Source organism: Nitrosospira sp. Nsp11, assembly GCF_900142705.1.
GTDB lineage: Bacteria > Pseudomonadota > Gammaproteobacteria > Burkholderiales > Nitrosomonadaceae > Nitrosospira.
Genome location: NZ_FRBV01000003.1, coordinates 240,505 through 263,819 on the forward strand (window position 1 = coordinate 240,505; position 23,315 = coordinate 263,819).

The 23,315-nt window shown below is 51.7% G+C and carries 15 protein-coding genes, 1 tRNA gene, 2 pseudogenes and 1 CRISPR repeat array; of the genes and pseudogenes, 10 read left to right on the forward strand and 8 right to left on the reverse strand.

Annotation, left to right across the window (positions count from 1 at the left end; genetic code table 11):
* Window positions 1-37: 37 nt before the first annotated feature.
* Window positions 38-241: a hypothetical protein gene (locus BUA28_RS06390; RefSeq protein WP_143148449.1), complete on the reverse strand. Its 204-nt coding sequence runs from the start codon at window positions 239-241 to the stop codon at window positions 38-40.
* 504 nt (window positions 242-745) lie between these two features.
* Between BUA28_RS06390 and BUA28_RS06395 the strand changes: the two genes are divergently transcribed.
* Window positions 746-1,936 carry an ATP-grasp domain-containing protein gene (locus BUA28_RS06395; protein WP_072767278.1) on the forward strand — a complete coding sequence of 397 codons (1,191 nt, stop codon included), beginning with the start codon at window positions 746-748 and terminating at the stop codon, window positions 1,934-1,936.
* Window positions 1,937-2,010: 74 nt separating this feature from the next.
* Here the strand turns inward: BUA28_RS06395 and BUA28_RS06400 are convergent, their stop codons facing one another.
* The gene (locus BUA28_RS06400) at window positions 2,011-3,240 is read right to left on the reverse strand and encodes a glycosyltransferase family 4 protein (RefSeq protein WP_072767279.1); all 1,230 of its coding nucleotides are present in this window, start codon (window positions 3,238-3,240) and stop codon (window positions 2,011-2,013) included.
* 780 nt (window positions 3,241-4,020) lie between these two features.
* Here BUA28_RS06400 and BUA28_RS06405 point away from each other — a divergent pair.
* The gene (locus BUA28_RS06405) at window positions 4,021-5,739 is read left to right on the forward strand and encodes a di-heme-cytochrome C peroxidase (RefSeq protein WP_218587238.1); all 1,719 of its coding nucleotides are present in this window, start codon (window positions 4,021-4,023) and stop codon (window positions 5,737-5,739) included.
* Window positions 5,740-5,787: 48 nt separating this feature from the next.
* On the opposite strand, the pseudogene BUA28_RS16400 reads toward BUA28_RS06405, so the two are convergent.
* The 4 genes and pseudogenes from BUA28_RS16400 to cas9 all read right to left on the reverse strand — a co-directional run.
* Window positions 5,788-5,901: pseudogene (locus tag BUA28_RS16400) on the reverse strand (IS21 family transposase); the annotation flags it as partial.
* A gap of 24 nt (window positions 5,902-5,925) precedes the next feature.
* Window positions 5,926-7,349: direct repeats of the CRISPR family, unit length 36 nt; unit sequence GTTCCGGCCAGAGCGCAAATCCCAATCTGCTAAACT.
* A gap of 69 nt (window positions 7,350-7,418) precedes the next feature.
* The gene (gene cas2 / locus BUA28_RS06410) at window positions 7,419-7,745 is read right to left on the reverse strand and encodes a CRISPR-associated endonuclease Cas2 (RefSeq protein WP_178297923.1); all 327 of its coding nucleotides are present in this window, start codon (window positions 7,743-7,745) and stop codon (window positions 7,419-7,421) included.
* A gap of 6 nt (window positions 7,746-7,751) precedes the next feature.
* Window positions 7,752-8,681, reverse strand: a complete 930-nt coding sequence (gene cas1 / locus BUA28_RS06415; protein ID WP_072767282.1) for a type II CRISPR-associated endonuclease Cas1 — start codon at window positions 8,679-8,681, stop codon at window positions 7,752-7,754.
* Between the two features lie 3 nt (window positions 8,682-8,684).
* On the reverse strand, window positions 8,685-11,828 hold the full coding sequence (gene cas9 / locus BUA28_RS06420) for a type II CRISPR RNA-guided endonuclease Cas9 (RefSeq protein ID WP_072767283.1): 3,144 nt from the start codon (window positions 11,826-11,828) through the stop codon (window positions 8,685-8,687).
* Between the two features lie 1,342 nt (window positions 11,829-13,170).
* Here cas9 and BUA28_RS06430 point away from each other — a divergent pair.
* Window positions 13,171-14,501 (forward strand): annotated as a pseudogene (locus tag BUA28_RS06430) (RtcB family protein).
* 53 nt (window positions 14,502-14,554) lie between these two features.
* Here the strand turns inward: BUA28_RS06430 and BUA28_RS06445 are convergent.
* Window positions 14,555-14,647 (reverse strand) — tRNA-Ser (locus tag BUA28_RS06445).
* Between the two features lie 62 nt (window positions 14,648-14,709).
* Here BUA28_RS06445 and mltF point away from each other — a divergent pair.
* From mltF to BUA28_RS06460, 3 genes are all read left to right on the forward strand, one after another.
* Window positions 14,710-16,110: a membrane-bound lytic murein transglycosylase MltF gene (gene mltF / locus BUA28_RS06450; RefSeq protein WP_256598251.1), complete on the forward strand. Its 1,401-nt coding sequence runs from the start codon at window positions 14,710-14,712 to the stop codon at window positions 16,108-16,110.
* Between the two features lie 201 nt (window positions 16,111-16,311).
* Window positions 16,312-16,950: a peroxiredoxin gene (locus BUA28_RS06455; RefSeq protein ID WP_072767288.1), complete on the forward strand. Its 639-nt coding sequence runs from the start codon at window positions 16,312-16,314 to the stop codon at window positions 16,948-16,950.
* 306 nt (window positions 16,951-17,256) lie between these two features.
* Window positions 17,257-17,787, forward strand: coding sequence for an REP-associated tyrosine transposase (locus BUA28_RS06460; RefSeq protein ID WP_072767289.1), 531 nt, complete (start codon window positions 17,257-17,259; stop codon window positions 17,785-17,787).
* Between the two features lie 62 nt (window positions 17,788-17,849).
* Here the strand turns inward: BUA28_RS06460 and cysG are convergent, their stop codons facing one another.
* The gene (gene cysG, locus BUA28_RS06465; RefSeq protein WP_072767323.1) at window positions 17,850-19,325 is read right to left on the reverse strand and encodes a siroheme synthase CysG; all 1,476 of its coding nucleotides are present in this window, start codon (window positions 19,323-19,325) and stop codon (window positions 17,850-17,852) included.
* Between the two features lie 377 nt (window positions 19,326-19,702).
* Here cysG and BUA28_RS06470 point away from each other — a divergent pair, with 377 nt between their 5' ends.
* The 4 genes from BUA28_RS06470 to BUA28_RS06485 all read left to right on the forward strand — a co-directional run bounded on the left by BUA28_RS06470 (window position 19,703) and on the right by BUA28_RS06485 (window position 23,235).
* Window positions 19,703-20,545, forward strand: a complete 843-nt coding sequence (locus tag BUA28_RS06470; protein WP_072767290.1) for a 3',5'-nucleoside bisphosphate phosphatase — start codon at window positions 19,703-19,705, stop codon at window positions 20,543-20,545.
* A 161-nt stretch (window positions 20,546-20,706) separates the two neighbouring features.
* On the forward strand, window positions 20,707-21,339 hold the full coding sequence (locus tag BUA28_RS06475; protein ID WP_072767291.1) for an L-threonylcarbamoyladenylate synthase: 633 nt from the start codon (window positions 20,707-20,709) through the stop codon (window positions 21,337-21,339).
* Window positions 21,332-21,979: a site-2 protease family protein gene (locus BUA28_RS06480; protein ID WP_072767292.1), complete on the forward strand. Its 648-nt coding sequence runs from the start codon at window positions 21,332-21,334 to the stop codon at window positions 21,977-21,979. Before BUA28_RS06475 ends, BUA28_RS06480 begins: the two co-directional genes overlap by 8 nt.
* A gap of 53 nt (window positions 21,980-22,032) precedes the next feature.
* Window positions 22,033-23,235 carry a tryptophan--tRNA ligase gene (locus tag BUA28_RS06485; RefSeq protein ID WP_072767293.1) on the forward strand — a complete coding sequence of 401 codons (1,203 nt, stop codon included), beginning with the start codon at window positions 22,033-22,035 and terminating at the stop codon, window positions 23,233-23,235.
* The last annotated feature ends 80 nt before the right edge of the window (window positions 23,236-23,315 follow it).

Consider the following 23,315-nt stretch of genomic DNA (forward strand, 5'->3'; position numbering starts at 1 on the left):
ACTCATAGAACCAATTACAGATTTCCCACCGATCATGCTATTCGAGAAGCTCGCGCCATGTCGCGTGTGGAAGAGGTTTGTAATCGTTAAGATCGTGTGACCGGTCCGGATAGTCAACCTTCAGTCTCTCCACCGCCAGGTCGATTGCTTCATCCAGCCATTGTGCCATAACAGTGATTGGACCGGCCGGGGCCTCGGATGGGTCGATCGGATGAAATGTGATCTTGTATTCGCGCATCATTATCTCCTTATCTAGCAACCTGTCGGACTTAAAGGAAATCGGCTGCAAAAGCGTCTGGCCGGTTCATATTTCGCCGCTTTTTCGGCCAATAGAATAACTATTGGCCTTCAAAATCCTCAAAATCTGCCCTCACCCAGTCACTTTTTCGCTGCGATTCTTTAAGTCCGACAAGCTGCTTGCGTCGCTAGTTCATGATAGCGATTGAAATTCAAATATCAATCTCTTTAATCCCGATCGCCGCAAGCGCCTTCGCTTCCTTATGTTACTGCCATCTCTTATCCGGGATTGTGAAATGGCGAGTTTTTCTTAAAGACCAAGTGCAAGCGCATTTTTTACTTAAGGAAGAGGACTGGAAAAAATAGCTGTAGGAACATACAGCTTGTTAGGGTCAAACGAAGGATTAGAATCCGCGACTAGCCTTGATGTCCCCACTTGGCTTTTGGACCCCGTTGATACCGAAGGCTTGATCCAGCCCCCGGCCCCCCTTACACAGGTAGTAAAAGAATGCATAAGCTTGAAGTGCTTTTAATTGGCGGATACTGGCCAGAACTGATGATGACGGTACTGGGTTTATTAACACGGGCCGGGTTTACCGTGGATGTGATTTCGACCAATGCTTTTTTTAAAAAAAACAGATCAATACGAGATTATTTCCTTGCTGAAAAAAATGATCTACTCGTGAAAATCGCCTCGGAAAAGATAAAAAAAGAATACACGTTAGTTGTTATCGGAGACGATCCCACATTAGGAAAAATATTGAATTCCGATCTGTCCACGGAAGAAAAATTAGCGTTGCTTCCGGTTTTGTCGGAGAAGCACTTTGCACATATTTTTTCTAAAATTGGCTTATCCCAAGCTTTTAAAAGAAGTGGGGTTCTAACGCCTGATTTCCGGATCGCCAATGACGAACATGAACTGAAAAATGCGGTAAGGGAATTGGGTCATCCCGTCATTATCAAACTCGATTCATCCTCGGGTGGCAAGGGAATATTTGAAAGTTCAGGCGATGACGGATTTGATAATTTGATAACCAACATAAAGACCTATCCCGTTTTGGTGCAAAAGAAGATAAAAGGCGCGGAAGTGTCCATGGAGGCTTTTTACCAAAATGGCAAGCTTATTCATTTTGCCTGCTCGACACCGGAAAAATACAAATACAAATTCGGACCCACCTCAGTGAGGCGATATGTACAACTTTCTCAATTGGACGAAAAGGTTTTTGAGGATCTCGGGTTACTGGGGAGGGCATTGGGTGCCGATGGTTTCATAAATATCAGTTCCATCCGGTCCGATCTGGATCAAAAGCTATATTTTTTCGAGGCTGATATGAGGCCGAACCTGTGGGTCAGTCACCCGCGCTACTTTGGCGATGATCCAGCCAAAGTGATTAACCGGTATTTTTCCACGCGGAAAATCCTCACGTCCCCTTATCCTGTTAACGCCGGCCACCCTGAACAGATCCTGCTATCGCATCCGTTAAGAATAGGCCTGGGCGATTTGATCTTGAACCGTTATCAGGTTTGGCGGCATCTTCCAGAGAACTTCTTGTATTTAACGTTGCGCTACCGCGCCTGGGCATGGGTGACAGACACAATGGCCAAACGCTATAAGCGTTTATTGCCCAAACCATACCGGGCGCTGGTGAAAAAACATATTTCGTCAATTAAATATTCATTTTCAAGCGGTTCAACGTAGAAGGCTCAGGGTAGAAGGTCGAGGTTAGAAATAAGGTAGAAATAATCCCACCCGACTGTTTCCCCTGTTTGAGATCATTCCCGGCCGGATGTGCCTGACTGGATTTTTGCCTCCGCTACGGCATCCAGAATTTTATTCTGCGGCAAACGCGTGACTTTGGGGCCGGAGCGGTTTGAAGTCACCTCTGACAGTATCTCAAGAACCTCCCGTGCATATCGCTCCTGCGTAAACCTGTTCGCTGCCCATTGTTGGGCAGCATGCCCGATGCTGAGGCTCTCCTTCGGGTTGTCGTGCAGGAACCGTATTCGTTCAGCCAGCTCTTTTACATTTTCCCATTCATAGAGAAGACCCGTCTTGCCGTGCTGAATGATCTCCGCTGTTGCCCCCCTGGCGCTTCCTATGACGGGCTTTCCCGCAAGCATCGCTTCCACCGCCACCCGGCCAAAGGCCTCCCATCGGGAACACACAAGCACGACATCGGCGTTACGTATGAGGGGCATCGGATCTTCGGCATAGCCGTGAAATTTTATCCGTCGGGTGACATCGAGGGTCATTGCCAGCCGCACCAGTTCCGCGCGGTAGCGTTTTCCATCGTCCCCCACCAGCAACAAATGAACATTGATGTTCTTTCCGACCAGTTCCGCAAGCGCAGAGATTGCCTGGTGCTGGCCTTTCCATCGATGCAGGGAGCCGATAATGACGCACTGGAAAAATATTCGATCCTTGACCAGGCTGGTTGAATTCCCAACATTGGGGCGTGGGGTAACCGACTGGTAAATTACGCGGATCTTGTCCGCATTACGGAGATGTTTGTAATCATCCCCAACAGACCGGGAAGTGACAATAATCGCATTGGACAAACGATCCATGAGATACGAGACAGCGGGTTCGCCCAGATCGAATCTCTGGCTGGGATTATGGCGCAAGGACTCATGCGAATGCCAGATGTGCGGCAGGCGTAGAAGCCGCGCGGCGAACGCGCCGACCCCGGTTACCACCGTATTGGTATAGACAACGTCCGCATTCCAATTTTTAATTACCTGGGCCACGCGGATACTCATGAGCGCTGTTTTCAGGAGGCGCATTACACGATATGGAAGCGCCCTTGGGCGAGACATCCAGACTGGATAACCGATGATTCGCCATTTAATGTTTAGGCGGTCAAGCTCGTCCAGAAGCGGACCCTTCTTGGGAACCAATACCAGGGCCTCGACACCCGAGCGAAGCAGCCCCTGCAGCAACTCGAGCAAAGCCAATTCCGCACCGTACCGCCCAGCGGAATGAGAAATAAAACATACGCGCATTGGTGAGTTTCCCTGAGCCAGACGAAGTGCCGAAGTGTCGGCAGCCCAGCCATCGATAAATTGAGAATACGTGGCCGACAACCTTCTTTAGGCGGCAGTTATTTATTAGGCACGAGAATTGCAGATAAAAACAGCTGTAAGAAATTACAGGTGGGAGCGGCGGAGAGGTTTAACTCTAAATATGACGTATCGCCGGAAGCAAGAGGCCGATACACATTTTGTGATAGAGCGTGGATCGGGCTGCCTTGTAACAACTTAACCCATACAGAAGTGATTATCTAAGGCTCGAATAGCGAGAAAAAAGCCTTTCTTCTTTGCTGATTACCCCTGTTTCACCTGTTCCATACTTCTTTCAATCTTTTTGAATTCTGATCTCCAGATCAGCCAGGGCAGCACATGCGGCTGGACCCTCAGACTTTCCACCGGCGACAGTATTTTCCAGTTTCCCTCCGTTAAGGAGGCGGTGACAAGCCCCTACGCCCTCGTGGCGAGGGAGTCGAAAATCAATAATTAATAAGAGCGCACTGCGCAATTGTACCGCCAGGCATCAACTGGATTGGCATTCCGGGGTGACCCGGCATCCAAGTCAGCTTGATCCATTCAACCGGGAGGTTTCCGAAATTCGTCGATAACTTGTGACCCTTGCTCATAAGGATGTAAGTGTTGGTGTAGTCACGTTGACACTCAAAACTTTCATGCAACCGAGGCAGCAGGAGCGGGCAGCAGGAACGCGACGGATCCGTGAGATGCCCGATTCATTAATCCAGAGGGAGATAAATCTTGAAAATAAAAGTTCTATCCTGTATCGGCAGCATTCTATCCGCCTTGGCCGTGCTCGCGTCCCCGGCTTCATCTGCCGCCGAACCCGTGCTCATGGACCAGGGCACGAAATGGACGGCCTCGGACCGAAAGGATTTCTATAGTCGTGACCAGGGGTCGCGTATCATGCCGCTACGCTGGATCTCCGCATTGAAGCAACCAGACGGCCAGCAATTCATGGCTGATAGCCTGAGCCGATACGGCTTCCTGCCCAATAAAACCAGCAAGCCCGCAGGACTACCTATCGGATTTACCGTTGCAAGCGGAAGCGAGGAACAGGAAATCGGCATGAATTGTTCCGCCTGCCATACCCGTCAAATTGAGGTTAACGGCACCGCGTATCTGATCGACGGTGGGCCGGGAATTGTCGATTTCCAGCGTTTTCTAGCTGACCTCGATGTTGCCGTAGGCGCCATCCTGACAAACAAACAGGCGTTCACGGATTTCGCGCACGCTGTACTGGGTCAGTCGGCGACTGCAAAGAACAAGGAGATGTTGCGGGAATCAGTGAAGGCCTGGTATTTGCCCTATCACACGTTGATTGAGCGTTCACTTCCTGCACAGCCTTGGGGGCCCGCGCGACTCGACGCGGTATCGATGATCTTCAACCGGCTCGCCGGCCTCGATATCGGTTCTTCGCCTACCCGTATTATTCCCGAAAACATTCAGCCAGCCATCGCGCCGGTACGCTATCCGTTCCTTTGGAATGCCGCAATCCAGGACAAGACCCAATGGCCTGGTTTCGCCAGCAATGGCAATGATATTCTTGGCCTTGCCAGGAATCTTGGAGAAGTTTATGGCGTGTTTGGGATTTTTCGTCCAAAGAAAGATGCGGGGCATTTACTCGGAATCGACTACCTGCACAAAAACTCAGCTGAATTTCAGGGGCTGGGCGCATTGGAAAATTTGGTAAAAAAAATAGGCCCTCCCAAATGGGCATGGAAGGTAGATCAGCAACTTGCGGATAAAGGCAAGGAGATCTTTGCACGCAATACTGGACAGGGTGGCTGCGCCGATTGCCACGGCATCAAACCGGGGAAAACCCAGTTTCTCAACCAAAAAACCTGGGCCACGCCCGTAATGGATGTCGGTACGGATTCCAGGGAGTACGAGGTTCTCGGCCGGACGGTCAAGACGGGTGTACTTGACGGCGCGAAAATTCCGCTTCTCGCCAAGCCGCTAAAGCCCGTCGATACTGCCTTCAATGTTCTGAGCACAGCCGTCCTCGGCTCCATCCTTCAGCACTACGTTCCCGTCCTTATGAAAACCGAAGACGAAGCTCGGATGAAGGGCGCACAGTCTCCTTTTCCGCCGGAAACAGAATCTCTTCGGGATGCGTTCATTGCGCCCCTACCGGCTGCCACACCGTCCTACGCGTATGAATCGCGCGTCCTTGAGGGGATCTGGGCGGCTGCTCCCTATCTTCACAATGGATCAGTTCCCACGCTGGCGGAGCTGCTGAAACCGGCGGCTGAACGGGTGAGTTCCTTCAAGATCGGTCCGGCTTACGATACAGATAATGTAGGCCTTGCCATTGAGCAAACCAAGTTCGACTATACGCTGGAGACTACGGATTGCAGTGATCGAAATTCCGGCAACAGCCGCTGTGGCCATGAATTTGGCACTACACTTTCGGCTGACGAGAAAAAGGCATTGCTGGAGTACCTCAAAACACTCTGATCTAGCTATGTCAAATACTGCTTCTTCGATATCGAAGAAGCAGTTTACAAGAACCTGCCTTCTCCATCGATAGGCGTCCTGCTCAACGACAATCGTTCCAGCGTTATCAAACAAGACATGCTCGGGAACGCCACCAAAATACCCAAATGCCTGCTCAAGACCTTTGCTGCACTACCGCAGACCGTACGTCCGGCCAGAGCGCAAATCCCAATCTGCTAAACTGTAAAACTCGCGCTCGAGTACGCGGAGTACGTTCCGGCCAGAGCGCAAATCCCAATCTGCTAAACTAATACAGCGTTTCGACTCCTGAAGGCGTTGGTTCCGGCCAGAGCGCAAATCCCAATCTGCTAAACTCGAGCAATGCCACGATCATCACCTACGTGGGTTCCGGCCAGAGCGCAAATCCCAATCTGCTAAACTACAAGGAATTCGCCCGCGTAAAGCAGGATAGTTCCGGCCAGAGCGCAAATCCCAATCTGCTAAACTGCCGTATTGCCGGAGTGGATACGCACGCCGGTTCCGGCCAGAGCGCAAATCCCAATCTGCTAAACTGTAACAGGATCGAGATGGCTAAATTATCCAGTTCCGGCCAGAGCGCAAATCCCAATCTGCTAAACTACGTATAGAGTTATTGGGCGAACCGTGGAAGTTCCGGCCAGAGCGCAAATCCCAATCTGCTAAACTGCCTGGACGATGAGACGTACCGTGCAATGCGTTCCGGCCAGAGCGCAAATCCCAATCTGCTAAACTGTTGGCGCCGTTATCCCAGTTGATATTCACGTTCCGGCCAGAGCGCAAATCCCAATCTGCTAAACTGCGAGGCAATGCGCGACATTGCCACTCTGGGGTTCCGGCCAGAGCGCAAATCCCAATCTGCTAAACTTTCATATTTGAGTAGGCGACAGTACCGCCTGTTCCGGCCAGAGCGCAAATCCCAATCTGCTAAACTCGGGCGGGCCTTCACGGTGAACTTCAACGAGTTCCGGCCAGAGCGCAAATCCCAATCTGCTAAACTACTCGCGTCGAATGCAGATATGGTGGGTCTGTTCCGGCCAGAGCGCAAATCCCAATCTGCTAAACTAGGCATTCCGAAAACAAATCAGACTCAGTGGTTCCGGCCAGAGCGCAAATCCCAATCTGCTAAACTTTGGTATGGGATGCCCTGGACTTCGCCACAGTTCCGGCCAGAGCGCAAATCCCAATCTGCTAAACTTAGACCTCGCTGCGGCACAGCAGCTCATCAAGTTCCGGCCAGAGCGCAAATCCCAATCTGCTAAACTGCTTGGACACCGCGCTCCCTCGCACGTAGAGTTCCGGCCAGAGCGCAAATCCCAATCTGCTAAACTCTTGTCCGCACTGTGGCACGGTTGACGGTAGTTCCGGCCAGAGCGCAAATCCCAATCTGCTAAACTGGTTTCTTTGGGGGGTACTTCTCGACACTAGTTCCGGCCAGAGCGCAAATCCCAATCTGCTAAACTGCGGCGAATGATAACAAGGGCGCGATAGACGTTCCGGCCAGAGCGCAAATCCCAATCTGCTAAACTTGAGGTGGCTTTTTTATTGCCCGTTAGTCCGTTCCGGCCAGAGCGCAAATCCCAATCTGCTAAACTAGCTGCGCGTTAACCCCCTGATGTTCAGGGGGTTAACGCATTTATGAGAATAAGAAAGCGGGATTTTCATCAAAAAAGATCGTACTGATCCGGGGCTTTTTTGCAGAGTTGTTTGGTTTTTCCGCGAAAAGCGATGATGCGTTCATACTGTTTGTCGGTAAATTGTAGGATATTCACCTTTCCACCAGCGGGTAAATTCCTTTCTACCTGTGTGCAGTAGGTATCTATCTGGCTTTGACTGCTGCAAAAGCGCATATAAACAGAAAATTGAGACATCTCAAAACCCATGTCAAGTAGGGCATTACGAAACTCGGTCGCAGCCTTGCGCTCAGTTTTTTCGACCACTGGTAAATCAAACATTACCATAATCCACATGAGGCGATATCCTGAAAGCATGAGATATCAGTCATTTGATAGCGCTGCGGCCAGGGTAAGAGGCAAGCCCGGCAATGGCAGATCGAGCTTCTCTTTTCCACCCATAAAGATTTGCGCCAATGAGATAGCCAGTTTTTGAGCACAGACCATTACAGGGGTAGCACCCACGCTGGTTTGCATATCATCGTAAAGAGTTCTTACTAATGCCCGCTTACTCTCTGGCGTGACGAGGTTTTCACCCTGCTTTTGCAGTTGCCAGACTTTCAGGTCAATCATAGGCCGGAAGGGCTCCAGTAAGTCATCCACCAATCGCATGGCATTCCCTTCGTTACTGTGGTGCAGCCCTAAAGTAGGGTGAAGTCCTGCGGCAACCACAGCGCGTGCAGTGGCAGCGCGCAAGATCGTATAACCATAGTTGAGCATAGCGTTGAGTCCTCCCGCTTGCTGATCGCGGCGGAAGTCGTTACCGAATAGCAATCCCCAGTAACGTCGTGCTCCTTGGGCTTCAAGATTGTCCGGGTCGCCGGAACGCACCCTCCTAATCAAGGAAGAAAGTGGAATATCCGGAGCACCAGTAGCTTCGAGCGCAGCGGCCTGCTGCTGGAGCTTGGATTTGACGATCTCTGCCCATAGACGTTTTATCAGTGGCTGGCTAGCAGCGACCTGCGCATCGAATCGCTTGGCTTGCTGGTAGTTGCCATCAATAGTCCACAGCATTCCTACTACATTGTGATTCGCTGCGCACAGCACAAAAGGCACGCCGCGCTCAGCCAATGCCACTAAGAGGTTGTTTGTATAACTCAGACCATGGGCATTGGCAATAACGGCGGCGATGTCATCCAGCGGCACTTGCCCCAGCTCCTTGCGATCACCTTCAGTATCCCGTATTACAAGAAAACCACGAGAGAGGAATAAGTGTCTCCGGTCATCGGCCACCTCGACAATTCGACCGATCACCTATTAATCCTTGAAACCAGGATTACGGAGCTCACCGATGGGAGAAATGGTTACTCGCCGGGCTTTTCCTCGCCGCAAGTCTTCAATACCTATTTGTGAAAGCACAAACTGATCTCCCAACGCGAGCACGTCCTCAGCCGTCAGTATGACTTCAGTCTTCTCATTCTTCAGCTTCAAACGAGCTTTTCGCCTGGCTTCATATCTACCGCTGATATTTGCTTCATTCAGTTCAGTAAATGTCGTACCGCCCTGTACACTCATTTTAACCACTTGGAGCAATCTGTTTTTGCCTTTGAAATGAGCAAGAATCGTGTCGCCAGGCATCAGTTTTGTAATGAGCGTGCCATCGGCTGTTGCCAGTTTTACAGTACGCATGCGTTTTAGGACCGCTAAGGAATCTTCCTTTCCCCAACCAAGATCACGTGCCAATAAATAAGCTTTATATGTCGGGATGACCTCCATTACCCATCCCCCAGTTGCCTGCTTGAGAATTTCCATGCAGTAATTGCCATCCGGCGCATAGCCTTTGTAGGCACGGCTTTTACCGTTGATATCTAGTCCGTGCCGGTTAGTCTGTCCCGGCTCCGTAATTGGGACGATATATTCAACCATTCTTCCTTTTTCGCCTTCGCCGTTTTTTTTCTGAACAATTGATCCGTCCCGCCGGATACCGTAGCTTGTTTCCTTGAACATGGATCCCTCGAAACTGTGGTCGGGTTTGTGGCTGACTAAAACATGCTCGATGGCGCGTTTGACATGCTCCCGATAGTTTTCCCATGGCAGCGGCATTTTTTCAACAAGACGATTGAGGTGTTGCTTGCGCGCGCTGGCGCTGGCATTGGCGAACTGCTGCAATAAATATTGATCAGTTACGCCAATCACGCAGGCATCTACCGCGTGATGACGGTGATCATTTCGGTTCTTTTCGCCATTCAAGCCGAGCACATCATTTAGACCGAATTTGCCACGCAGCATAGCGGTCATGCGTCCCGGAATAACGCGTGTATTTGGGCAAATCAGACTCAAGTATTCCCGCGCCACCTTGCTCATGTAGCGTGTGTCGTTAAGGGCACGCGGCAAGAAGCCAGCGTCGTCTTTTAGCCACCGCTGGTACCCATCTTCACCAAAGCGATAGCGCTTGGCTTTGGGCATTTGTTCAGCCCTTGCGAGGATGCCTTCGTAATCGAAGCCCGCCTGGCTTTGCGCGCCAAAGGCATTCCAGGGCGTGCGATCGTCCTTGATGCGGTTTGCTCTACGAAGAGCAACGGTTTTATTATTCAGGCTATCGTCCAGCGTTTGCGAAAATGGCAAGATATGCTCAACCTCTACCTCGTCGCTCATTAGCATGCTTTTACTGATTTGTGTGCCCGAATAGGGGCAGCGGCGGTCTGCGGGATCAAAACTGAGTTCTTCCCAAAGAATCATCTTTTGAAGATCTTCACTTTTTACTCTTTCTTCACTGATATCCAGAATGGTCGCAATTTCGGCACGCAGCCTCGCGTTACGTTTTTGATGGTCTGCCTGTCGCTTATTCTCCTCGTCACGCTGATCTTTGCTTTGCTTGAGGTCACGCGCCAGTTCCACAATGACTTCGCTGGGATGGCCGTAGCGTTTGATGAGGGCATTTACCACCAGACGCACCTGGTTCAGCCCGATATGCACTGTAGGATTAGCTATGCGGCCATACCGCTTTTCATCGCTGTCTCTGGGGTCGTTGCTGCCGAAGCCCACATGACGCTGTAAAGGCTGTCCATAGTAAGGCAGTTCAGGCCAGATTTCGCCTGTGGCGGAAGGGCTGATATGGCTATGATGATCAAATCCGGCAGCTTGTACTGCTTTATCGTATGTCACCACGCCACCGCGAAGTTCCGGCAGGATGCGCGCCAGGGCCCTCGTGCACAGACTGCCATATCCTTCGGGCAGTGCTGCATTGGCGATGGCTTCTGCACGCTTTTCATCAACACCTGTTTCCTCTTGCAGCCACCGCATTAGCTTGGTTTCGTTTTCTTCCGCTATCAGCCGAAGAACGATGGCGTCCTGCTTCGTATCGTCAAAGTTAAACCATGCTGAACCGAAATATTCATTCTTGCTGAGAATGGCGCCGGTGATATTACCTTTAAGTTCTTGGCGTTTTGGGTCTTCAAAGTTGAACTGTACTGCTCCGCCTATGCTGAGCAATTTCCTCATTTGTATAAAACTGCACCTGCCTTTTTTTTCCAGTTCTGCGATGAGATTGTCACGCTGTTGCAATGTGAGCTGCTCCTCCTTAAATCCATCTCTCAGGATGCGCAAATGGTTGACTTCCTGATAGATGCGAAAGCGCTGCGTGCTGGGCAGGGCAAGCGGCGCGCGTTCTTCCTCAGGTAGAAACGTGCACCGCCCTGGCTTGACGGGCTTGAGCGGCCGCTGATGCAACAAAACGTCTTTAAGGTCAGCACGTGCTGTTTCAGTGAACAATACCGGATTCAATTCGGCTTGTTTAGCCCATAGCCTGTCAAACTCATGCTCGATCATGGATCGGTCAATATAAAGATCATAGCTCTTGTCAATGCGAATTTTACCGTCGTCTTTGAGGATTCTATTTTGGCGGAAACGGGCGCGAACGGGCTGCCCTGTAACGTTGCGTGCGTGAAGCCATTCGCCTACCGTACGAGAATTTTCAGTATCGAGGATCGTGCGCAGCTTATGGATGGCGCTTTTGAGCGCTCCGCTATCGCTATCTTTTTTATCCGTTTTGCGGTTGCTCTTGAATCCACGACGCTGATTGATGTGAAATAGCGCGCGACCGAATTCCGCTGGAGTAAGTGCTGAATCTAGTCCTTTGGCACGCAAGGCAAAAGGATTCATAGTTTCCATTGCCTTGCGCTGCGCTTCTTCGGCGGGGAAAAAACCATATTCCACTAACGTGCGCATCATGCGCGCCTTGCGTTTAAGCAGTCTATCGCGGCGACGGCGCATACTACGCGCGTCGCGTCGCGTCACAGCGAGAGAAGAGTCATCTTTAGGATTACGGCCATTCGAGAAAATACGCGCACCCACCTTGATAACCGCGCAGGGGCGGTTGTTTGCGTTTAACCGTATCATCGCCCAACCAAGCGAGGTTGATCCTAAATCGAGCGCTAACCGATACCGCATCCTATGTGACATGATTTACTCCTTGACTTGCTGAGATTCAGCATAATTTTCTTGACTAGATGGTATTCCATCACTAGAATTCACGCCGCATCAGTAGATTGGGATTTGCGCTCTGGACGCTAACAAGCTGAAAGATGCACCAAATGAAGGGGTCGCTATATGCGGCCCCTTGTTTTTTAGCTCTCATGCTGTCCTCACTCTTTCCGATTACAACGATTAAAGCGCATTTCTTGAACGGCCTTAGATAGTGATGAACCTCTACAGGGCCTTCTTCAGTCAATCTTTCCCTGCTTCGCCTTCAGTCAATCTTTCCCTGCTTCGCCTTTTGTATTCCGCTATAGATGTTTTACGCGATTCCTATCTGTTGCGGGTCTGCCTCGTTTACGTTTAAGCTTCTCTTCTTTCACTACTGTCCGGAGATTTGAGTTTAAACGCGTAGTAACTCGTTGAGCATATATCATTAAATGACATATTTCTCTGTAACCGATTTCAACTTGCGTCAAACTTCTGACTTTTGTCATGAGTTCGCACATGCGCGCAGGGAAACTGGTGTTTGCTTAATTGATGGGGCATCTGCCATTGCACACGTTTCGTCAGCGCGTAGCCAAACATTGGAATCCTGCGCCCGTATACCCAAAACCTTCTTCTTTAGCAAAGTAAAATTCAATTCGGGGTTCACAAGAAACGGCCTAATCTCTCAATACATTGGCGAAAAATCGGTACTGGGTTTGTTTGTAACCAGAATCTAAAGCTCAGCAGTTTGCTGAAGATTGTATACAAAAGAGCTAAGAAGGTGGATCTATAGAGTAATTAGTTCATAAAACAAAGCCTTAAAAGATCAGAGCACAGCCCGGACTTGTTCGCCTAACTTCTATTTTTCATTTTTATGAATCAGCAAACAATTGTACTGAAGTACACCCATCGCCGAGTATGTGTACTCCAATGCGCCGCCCAAGCGTTTGCCCGTCTGTTTGATTTCTGTCTTCAAAACGGTCGTTTTTCGGGGATAACGCCTGCCAGAAAACCTTTCGGTTTCCCTACTTTTTTATCTTCCAAAACTATCATGAAAGTATCTCTTCTATCAGTAGTGTCCGGTTAAATCAGTAAATATTTCGCAGAGATCACGCTCTGGGGAAGTATTAGGCCTCGAACCAAAAACAGTCGCCTTTGTCCACAACGTACCCCCGTCGTAAAAACGCGTTCACGTGATCGAGGCCCTCTTGCAATGAAGAATATTTATAGCGAGGAAGGATCCAGACCTATCAAGGCCTGGACTGATGTGGAAGACGACGCACTTGCCCAAGCCCGGAATCTTGCGCGACTGCCTTTCGTCGATCGACACGGTATCGCCCTCATGCCCGATTGTCATCTTGGCAAAGGTACGACGGTAGGCACCGTTATCGCAACGGACAAAGCCATCATTCCAGCTGCGGTAGGTGTCGATATCGGCTGCGGCATGAATGCCGTCCGCCTTTCCCTCAAAGCGTCGGACCTGCCCGATTCGCTGCTCGCTGTCCGTCGCCAGATTGAACGCGATGTTCCCCTGGGTGCTGGCGGAAGCCGCAAAAAGCCGGTTGCACTGGGCAAGCTTTCCTTAGCGCTAAATGAAGGCCGTGGCTACAAGAGATGGTTCGGGCGTTTCGCGCAGAGTCGAAAGACCGATGAAATCAGTTTGCTAAAAAAGGCCGAATCACAACTTGGAACTTTGGGCTCAGGCAATCACTTCATCGAGTTGTGCACAGATGAGAATCAGGACGTGTGGGTGATGCTCCACTCGGGGTCCCGGGGTATTGGCAACATGATTGGAAGCTATTTCATCGAAAAAGCCCGGCGCCGGATGGAACGCCTTTCCATTCACCTGCCGGATGGCGATCTTGCATGGCTGGCGGAAGGCGAGGATGACTTCGACGATTATGTAAAAGCGGTTGACTGGGCACAAGACTATGCGCTCGAGAACCGGCGGATCATGATGGAGACGACAATAGCAGCGTTACGCCGCCACATTCCCATTAATTTTACCCTTACCCGGGAAGCCATTAACTGTCACCACAATTACGTGGAAAAGGAAACGCATTTTGGGAGAAATTTATGGGTGACCCGCAAGGGAGCAATACGTGCGCGGGTGGACGATCTGGGTATTATTCCCGGCTCGATGGGCCAGCGGAGCTATATAGTGCGGGGGAAGGGCAAACTTGAATCCTACTGCTCCTGTTCACACGGTGCGGGCCGAAAATGTCCCGAAGTCAGGCGCGAAGGATATTTACCGTGGCCGACCTGGTTCAGCAGACCAAAGGGGTCGAGTGTCGCAAGGATAAAATGGTGTTGGACGAGATACCCTCATCGTATAAGGACATTGATGAGGTGATGGCAAACCAGGCAGACCTGGTGGAAGTGGTTCACACTTTAAAAGCAGTGATGTGCGTCAAGGAAGTTGAGAGGCATCGCGGGCCGCGATTCGGAAGCTCCATTACCGCATCGAAATATCTGCGTCCGTTTTTGCCTTCCCTACTCTTGCCGTCCAGTTCTTTTCGTCGAAAATCATTGAACCCTCCAGAAGTGTCGTATTCCCTCATCAGCCGGGCGTATCCGCTGACTGTCGCTGTGGTCGCCGGATACATTTCGCCATCCACTTCTGTTTTATCCGAAACATTACGGGCGAATGCCGAGGATCATATTGCCGCTTGAAGTCGGTGTGCCCTTTTTCACAGGAGCTTACGGGAGGAACTCGGATGCTAAATTGGCGGAGAGGGTGGGATTCGAACCCACGTGCCAGGTTACCCTGACCATCTGATTTCGAGTCAGCGCCGTTATGGCCACTTCGGTACCTCTCCTTGTGGTATACCATTTTATCAGTTTATCTCACGCTCGTTCAGAACAACATGGCAGAATGTTTATGAATTCTGCTTGTCTCTCTCCCATGCACGTTCTCCCCCGTTTGCTTTTTGTTGTTTTCGGTTGCGGCCTCATTTTTGCTGCCTGTGATTCATTTGAAAAATCGGTATCGCCATTCGACAAAACCGATGAGCTAGTGGTTATTACGGTAAACAGTCCTGATACCTATTATGAGAATGCCGAAGGCGGACATGCCGGATTGGAGTTCGATCTTGCGTCCGAGTTCGCGCACGACCTGGGTATGAAAGTCAGGTTTAAAATAGTGCCGAAACTGGATGACGGTTTGTTGAGCCTGGAGAAGCATCAGGGACACTTTGCCGCTGGCTTGACCATTACCCCCAAGCATGCGTTGCGCGCTCGCTTCGGTCCGGTCTATCAGCTCGTCCAGCCCCAGGTTGCCTACAATACGGACTACCCGAAGCCCAAAAATATGAACGACCTCGCGGGGAGAACCGTCGAAATTGCCGGTGGCGCCACCTATACCGAACCACTGAATAAGGCAAAGCAGTACGTTCCGGAACTGAAATGGGCTGAAGTGGATATTACGCCCGAAGACCTGCTGGCAAAACTGGCAGAGGGAAAAGTCGATTACGTGATAGCAGACTCCACCCAAATCAATTTGGCAAAGAATTTCTTCCCCAATTTGGGCGTAGCGTTTGATTTAGGTGAGCCAGCCGGCAAGGCATGGGCCTTTTCACCCTATGCAGAACGCGAATTATTGGAAAGGACTCGGAAGTTCTTTAACCGCATCGAACAGGACGGCACTTTAGTGCGCTTGCTCGACCGGTATTATGGACACACTCAGCGGCTTCTCCAAACGGATGTGATTGGCATTCTGAATAAAAGACGCACGATACTACCCGATTTACGCGACTACTTTCATGAGGCCGAGGAGTTGACAGGCATTGACTGGCGGCTGATTGCGGCGTTGGCCTACCAGGAATCGCACTGGGATCGACTTGCGGTTTCGCCCGCTAATGTGCGCGGCATCATGATGTTGACGGAAATTACCGCCGACCGCATGAAGGTGACCGATCGACTGGATGCCCGGCAGAGCATACTTGCGGGCGCGCGCTACCTGATGCTGCTAAAAGATGGACTACCCACACGTATCAAGGAACCGGACCGTACCTGGATCGCGCTGGCAGCATACAACCAGGGCTCCGGTCACATCGAGGATGCGCGCATTCTGGCCCAGCGTCTTGGTCTTAACCCGGATTCGTGGGTGGACCTGAAACAAACATTACCGCTACTAAGCCAGAGCAAATATTTTCGCAATCTGAAGCATGGCTATGGGCGAGGCGGCGAAGCGGTCATACTGGCGGAATCGGTACGTACGTACTACAACATATTGCAGAAATATGAACGGCCTTATTCTTGGGGCTTTCCGATCAAGCGGTGAGGTTGGCTCGCTATCGCTACCGTAGCGAGCTTTCGGTAAACGCTGCCCGCGGTATTCATGGGATGGAGAAAATGATGTGGTGCTATCCACCTCATCCATTTTGCGCAAATAATAATTGTTGAGTCATTACAGCAGTCAGGCTATATTGAGCTTATCAATTTCCCACGAACTTTTAATCCATTGTTAACTTAGGAGGATGCCATGACCTTACGCTTAGGCGATACTGCACCTGATTTCGAGCAAGATTCCACGATCGGAAAGATCAGGTTTCACGAATGGATAGGCGATTCCTGGGCGGTACTGTTTTCGCATCCCGCCGATTACACGCCTGTGTGCACAACCGAACTGGGGTTGACTGCAAAGCTCAAGTCGGATTTCGACAAACGCAACGTCAAGGCAATCGGATTATCGGTCGATTCATCGGAGAAACATGCTGGGTGGATCAAGGATATCGAGGAAACGCAAAACTGCAGCGTCGATTTCCCGATCATCGCGGATCTGGACAAAAAGGTTGCGACGCTGTACGACATGATTCACCCGAATCAGTCGGATACCGTGACGGTTCGGTCGCTGTTCATTATCGATCCGAAAAAGAAAGTTCGGCTCATCATCAGTTATCCGTTAAGCACAGGCCGCAATTTTGACGAGGTTCTGCGAGTTATCGACGCGCTGCAGTTGACCGATAAATATACGGTGGCGACGCCGGGCAACTGGAAAAACGGCGATGACGTGATTATTCCCCTGACGATAAAGGATGAAGAGGTCATCAACCAGAAATTCCCGAAAGGTTACAAGGCGCCTCGTCCGTATCTGCGCATCACGCCGCAACCGGATAAATAGCTATCAAATAGCCTGCGGCATCTGCCTGTGTAAAGTCTATTCACAAAAGTGCCCGAGTTTTGGGCGCTTTTGGTGTTCGGAATCCGTTACAGCACCGGGAATCGCATCATACGGCGCAATGCGCTTCGCTTATTGTCGCCCTACTTCTTATTACTTCTTGCGAGATGGGGTAATAGATGAAGAGCCCAAACCAATAACCTCAATCCATGCAACACGGTCGAATAATTGTCGCCCTTATGCATATAAGGTAGGGCGCCAATAAGCGAAGCGCATTGCGCCGTATGAAAATATCCTCAATATTACCGCATGCCTGATTATCGCCGCGCCTGGCATCCGGGCGGAACCTATTTCTTTACCGTCAACCTGCTGCAACGGCAAGGCAACGACCTGCTGACTCGACATATCGATTTGCTGCGGAAAGCCGTAAGCTTGATACGGCAACGTCATCCTTTCGTCATTCATGGCTGGGTGGTGCTGCCAGAGCACCTCCATTGCATCATCGAACTTCCGCCTGATGACGCCGATTTCGCAACGCGGTGGCGGTTGATCAAAATGACGTTTTCCAAAGCATTACCACTTACCGAGCAGCGTTCCACGATTCGAATAGCGCGAGGTGAACGCGGCATATGGCAACGGCGTTACTGGGAACATTTGATTCGTGATGAGGAAGATTTCCGGGCGCATATGGATTACGTTCACATCAATCCGCTCAAGCATGGTCTGGTAAAAATGGTGAACGAATGGCCATATTCCACTTTTCATCGATTGGTTGAAAAGGGTATTTATCCTGCAGACTGGGCGGGATGCAATGAAGACAAGCTTGAATATGAGGATTAACATACTGCCTCCTTTCATACGGCCCAATGCGCTTCGCTTACTGGCGCTCTGCTTCTTTTTATTTACTTCTTTTTATGTACCGCGGCCTCGTTAACGTGCAGGTCTCCCTCTGGCTCAAACCAGGCAAGTTTCTGGTGCAGTTTCACGACTTCACCCACGATGATGAGTGTCGGCGGGATGAGATTGGCGGAAGTGGCGAGATCGGGAAGTGTCTCAAGCGAGCCGGTCAGTACGCGCTGTTTGTGAGTGGTTCCCTGTTGCACGATTGCGGCTGGGGTTGTAGCAGGCAGGCCATGCGCGATCAGTTGGCGGCACAATACGGGCAATCCAAGCAACCCCATGTAGACCACAATAGTTTGATGTGGCCGAGCCAGCATTGGCCAATCCAGATCCACACTGCCGTCCTTGAGATGACCGGTCACAAAAACGCACGACTGAGCATAATCGCGATGCGTGAGCGGGATACCAGCATAAGCTGCCGCCCCGGTTGCTGCCGTGATGCCCGGTACGACCTGAAAGGGAACGCCCTGGCTGGACAGGGTTTCGATTTCTTCCCCGCCACGGCCAAAGATGAACGGATCGCCGCCTTTCAGCCGGAGCACGCGTTTGCCTTCTTTCGCCAGCCGTACCAGTAACTCATTAATGGATTCCTGCGGCATGACGTGCTTGCTGCGTTCCTTGCCCGCATAAATACGAAGCGCATCGCGGCGCACCATATCGAGTATTTCAGGCGAAACGAGACGGTCATACACCACCACGTCCGCTTGCTGCATCAGGCGCATCGCGCGAAAAGTCAGCAATTCGGGATCTCCCGGCCCGGCGCCGACGAGATAGACTTCTCCCTGCATCTCTTCCCCGGCCTCTTCCTTTCCTGAGCTGTCAGCCTGGTTTTCCAGCAGACGCTCCAGATAAGCCTTGGCCGCCTGATCCCGCCCGGCAAAAATCATCTCGGCAAACGACCCCTGCAGCGCATCTTCCCAGAATCTTCGCCTTTTCTCCGGGCGCGTGAAGCGTAGTTTCACTTGCTCCCGGAACTCCGCTGCGTAAGCCGCGAGGCGTCCATATGCCGCCGGTATCATGGTTTCCAGACGGGCTCGCAGCAATCGCGCCAGTACCGGGGATGCACCCCCGCTCGAAACCGCGACTATAATAGGCGCCCGGTCTATGATCGAAGGCATGATGAAAGAGCATAAAGCAGGAGAATCGACGACATTGACGGGAATATGCAATCGTTCGGCGGCCTCTGATACCTTCCTGTTGACCACGGGGTCGTCGGTAGCGGCAATGACCAGAGCGGCATCGCCGAGGTGGCCCGCATGGAAGGCTTCGGCGCGATAGGTGATCCTGCCCTGCTCAAGTTGCCCGCGCAATGCTCCATCCATTTGTATCTGCATCTCGGCGCCGAGCTGTGGAGAAACCAGCGTGATATGCGCACCGGCGCGCAACAGCAACGCGATCTTGCGGGCAGCCACTTCCCCACCGCCGATTACCACGCAGTTACGGTTTCTGATGTTGAAAAAAATCGGTAGAAAATCCATTTGTTCCATTCGAGTTCGACGACTGTATTCTCGTACTTTACCTGAAAATGCGTATTAAAATGAGCTGGCCGATAAGTTTGAGCTATAACCTGCCGCTACGGGAACACCCCGAAGAAGCGCTTATAATTTTGGGCGTTTGGGCGATAGAACCGTTTTAGGTGTATGGAATCGGTACGCCAGTAGTTCTGGAAGATCTCCGCTTTCACAGGAGAGATGTTGCCTCTGCTTGATCGCTGGTTTTGCAGCTGTCAGTCTTGCGCGTACACCTCCGACTGGAATACAAGCGCCGCATTCTTTTTGATTCTTTTCTGCGGTTCATTTTTCATACCCCTTCTTATTTGCTATGATGCGTCTCTTGCTTCGCGCGAACCGGCTTCATGCTTAACATCGATTTGCATTGTCATTCCACGGCTTCCGACGGCTTACTGTCGCCCACGCAACTGGTGGAACACGCGGCCACGCAGGGGGTGGCGGTGCTGGCGTTGACCGATCACGACGATGTGGCTGGACTGGATGAAGCCCGTTGGGCCGCGGTCGAGAAAAACATCGTCTTTATCAATGGAGTGGAAATCTCCGTTAATTGGCGTGGCCAGACCTTGCATATTGTCGGGCTTGGAATAGATCCTGAACACCCGCAGCTCGCGCAGGGCCTGACCTCCATACGCGAGGGCCGGACGGTGCGAGCCGGCAAAATCGCAGCGCAACTCGACAAATTCGGCATTCACGGCAGTTTTGAAGGCGCTTGCAGAAATGCCGGCAATGGGCACCTGATAGGTCGGCTGCACTTCGCACGCTTTCTGGTCCAGCAGGGTTACGCCAAAGACGTCAGATCGGTGTTCAAAAAATATCTGGTCAAGGGCAAACCCGGGTATGCGCCGCACCAGTGGGCGCCCTTGAGCGACGCGATCGATTGGATACGCAACAGCGGTGGCAGAGCTGTGATTGCCCATCCGGGCCGCTACAAACTGGGCAAGGGTGCATTGGACGAACTACTGCTTGAATTTCGTACGCTTGGCGGAGAAGCTATCGAGGTTATCACCGCCAGCCACACGCCGGAACAGTCCATGCTGTTTGCGCGCCATAGCCAGCGGCTGGGTTTATTGGCTTCGCGCGGCTCGGATTTTCACGGACCGGGCGAGAGCTATTTCGATCTGGGCCGGATGCCGCCATTGCCTGATTACTGTAAGCCGGTATGGCACGACTGGAAAGGAGCGGCGTAATGGGAAGCTATGTGACCTAATCAAACATCTCCAGAATCGCTGCTGCATCTCAGCGACTTCTGTTTGCGCCTTAGCGGTCGTACCAGTTGGCAAATGAACCTGCCTGAAGCATTCGATTTTTTGCAGGTCCCCTAAAATTATAATTAAAAACTGTTTCTCACGTGGCTCAATTCTTTTCCATTCACCCGGATAATCCGCAACTGCGCCTGATACGACAGGCGGCAGCTATCATACGCGCCGGGGGTGTCATCGCTTACCCTACCGATTCGTGTTATGCACTGGGGGGCCAACTAGGCGACAAGAACGTCATGACCCGCATCCGCGCCATTCGTCAGGTGGGTGAAAACCATCACTTTACCCTGATGTGCCGGGATCTGGCTGAAATTTCCCGTTATGCGAAATTCGATAACCGCGAACACAGGCTACTCAAGGCGAGCACACCCGGCAGTTATACTTTTATCTTCCAGGCGACCCGCGAGGTGCCGCGCCGCTTGCTGCATGCGAAACGCAACACCATCGGCGTGCGGATTCCCGATCATCCTGTGGTTCAGGCATTGCTGGCAGAGTTGAATGAGCCCCTGTTGAGTTCGACCTTGATATTGCCGGGGGATGAGCTTCCCCTGAATGATGCGGAGGAAATCCGCGCGCGCCTGCAGCATCATGTCGAACTGGTGCTGGACGGCGGCGCTTGCGGCCTGGAGATGAGTACCGTGGTGGACTTGACTGGGGACACGCCGGAAGTCATCCGGCAAGGCAAGGGCAGCCTTGAACCCTTCGGAAAGATGCATGGATAGCATCATCCAGAGTATTGCCATTTATGCGCTGCCGGTAATTTTTGCCATTACGCTGCATGAAGCCGCGCATGGGTATGTGGCCAAGCACTTTGGCGATCTCACCGCCTATTCACAGGGACGCGTCAGTCTTAATCCGCTTCGGCATATCGATCCTATCGGTACGATTCTGCTTCCCTTGGTAACGCTGTGGCTGGGCGGAATCCTGTTCGGCTGGGCCAAGCCGGTACCGGTCAACTTCGCGGCATTGCGCCGCCCCAAGCAGGACATGCTCTGGGTGGCGCTGGCTGGGCCGGGTGCAAATCTTTTCATGGCATTGCTATGGGGGTTCATGATCAAGATTGGCCTCGACCTGCCTGAGAGTGAGCTCTCGACGCCCTTGATTTTGATGGGCGAAGCAGGTATCAAGATCAATGTAGTATTAATGGTGCTGAATTTGCTGCCTCTACCTCCACTGGATGGAGGCCGCGTTGCGGTAAGCCTGCTACCGCCCCATTTGGCGCAGCATTTTGCAAAGATTGAGCCTTACGGTTTTATGATTCTCGTACTACTTTTGATGACGGGAATACTAGGTGCGGTGATCGGACCTTTTATCGCTATTACAATACAGTTGGTGGCTTGGGTATTTGGATTCGAAGTGTAGTAAACGGTTGGCCAGGAATTCTGGTCAAGGATAATTAAGGACAAGTAAAGTATATGTTCGCTGATCGGGTTTTATCGGGGATGCGCCCCACCGGTGCCCTGCATTTGGGGCATTACCATGGCGTGCTGAAGAATTGGATAGAGCTGCAGCACCAGTTTGAATGTCTTTTCTTCGTTGCCGACTGGCATGCTCTGACGACTCACTACGATACACCGGAAGTCATCGAGCAACATGTCTGGGATATGGTGATAGATTGGCTTGCCGCGGGCGTGGACCCGGCACAGGCAACCTTGTTCATCCAGTCGCGAGTACCGGCGCACGCCGAACTGCATTTACTGCTCTCGATGATCACCCCGCTAGGTTGGCTGGAACGCGTGCCCTCTTATAAGGATCAGCAGGAAAAATTGTCCGAGAAGGAGTTGAGCACTTACGGCTTCCTGGGTTATCCCCTGCTGCAAAGCGCGGATATTCTCATTTATCGCGCCACGCGCGTGCCGGTGGGCGAGGATCAGGCGCCGCATATTGAGTTTACCCGTGAAATTGCCCGCCGGTTTAACCACATATATGGCAAGGAAGCCGGCTTCCGCGAAAAAGCGGAGGCGGCAATAAAAAAGCTGGGTTCAAAAAAATCCAGGGTCTATCGCGAGCTACGGAATCGCTACCAGGAGCACGGCGATCAACAGGCGCTGGCTGCAGCGAAGTCATTGCTGGACGAGCAGCAGAACGTTAGCCTGGGTGACCAGGAGCGATTATTCGGGTATCTCGAAGGCGGCGGCAAGATGATTCTTTCCGAGCCGGAAGTGATGCTCACTCTCGCTTCAAAAATGCCGGGGCTGGATGGACAAAAAATGTCCAAATCGTACAATAACACCATCAGCTTGCGGGAGGATCCCGCCAGTGTGATAAAGAAAATTCGTACCATGCCGACGGACCCGGCGCGTGTCCGCCGCAGTGATCCTGGCGACCCTGCCAAATGTCCGCTTTGGCAATTCCACCTGGTCTATTCGAGCGAGGAAACAAAAAAGTGGGCGCAGGAGGGTTGCGTGAGCGCCGGTATCGGTTGCCTGGACTGCAAGCAGCCTGTCATCGACGCGATATTGGCCGAACAGCAGCCCATGCATGAGCGCGCCCGGATGTATGAGGAAGATCCCAGCCTTGTGCGGAACATCATCGCCGATGGATGTGAGAAAGCCGATAGACTGGCTCAGGAAACCATGCGGGACGTCAGGGAGGCAATGGGGCTGGATTACGCTTGAGCGCTTCCCTGCGACTTTTCATCGGCTGTATAGTCTGTAGCGAGATGGGATAGCAAGCACATGCCGGGCGCGTACGGATA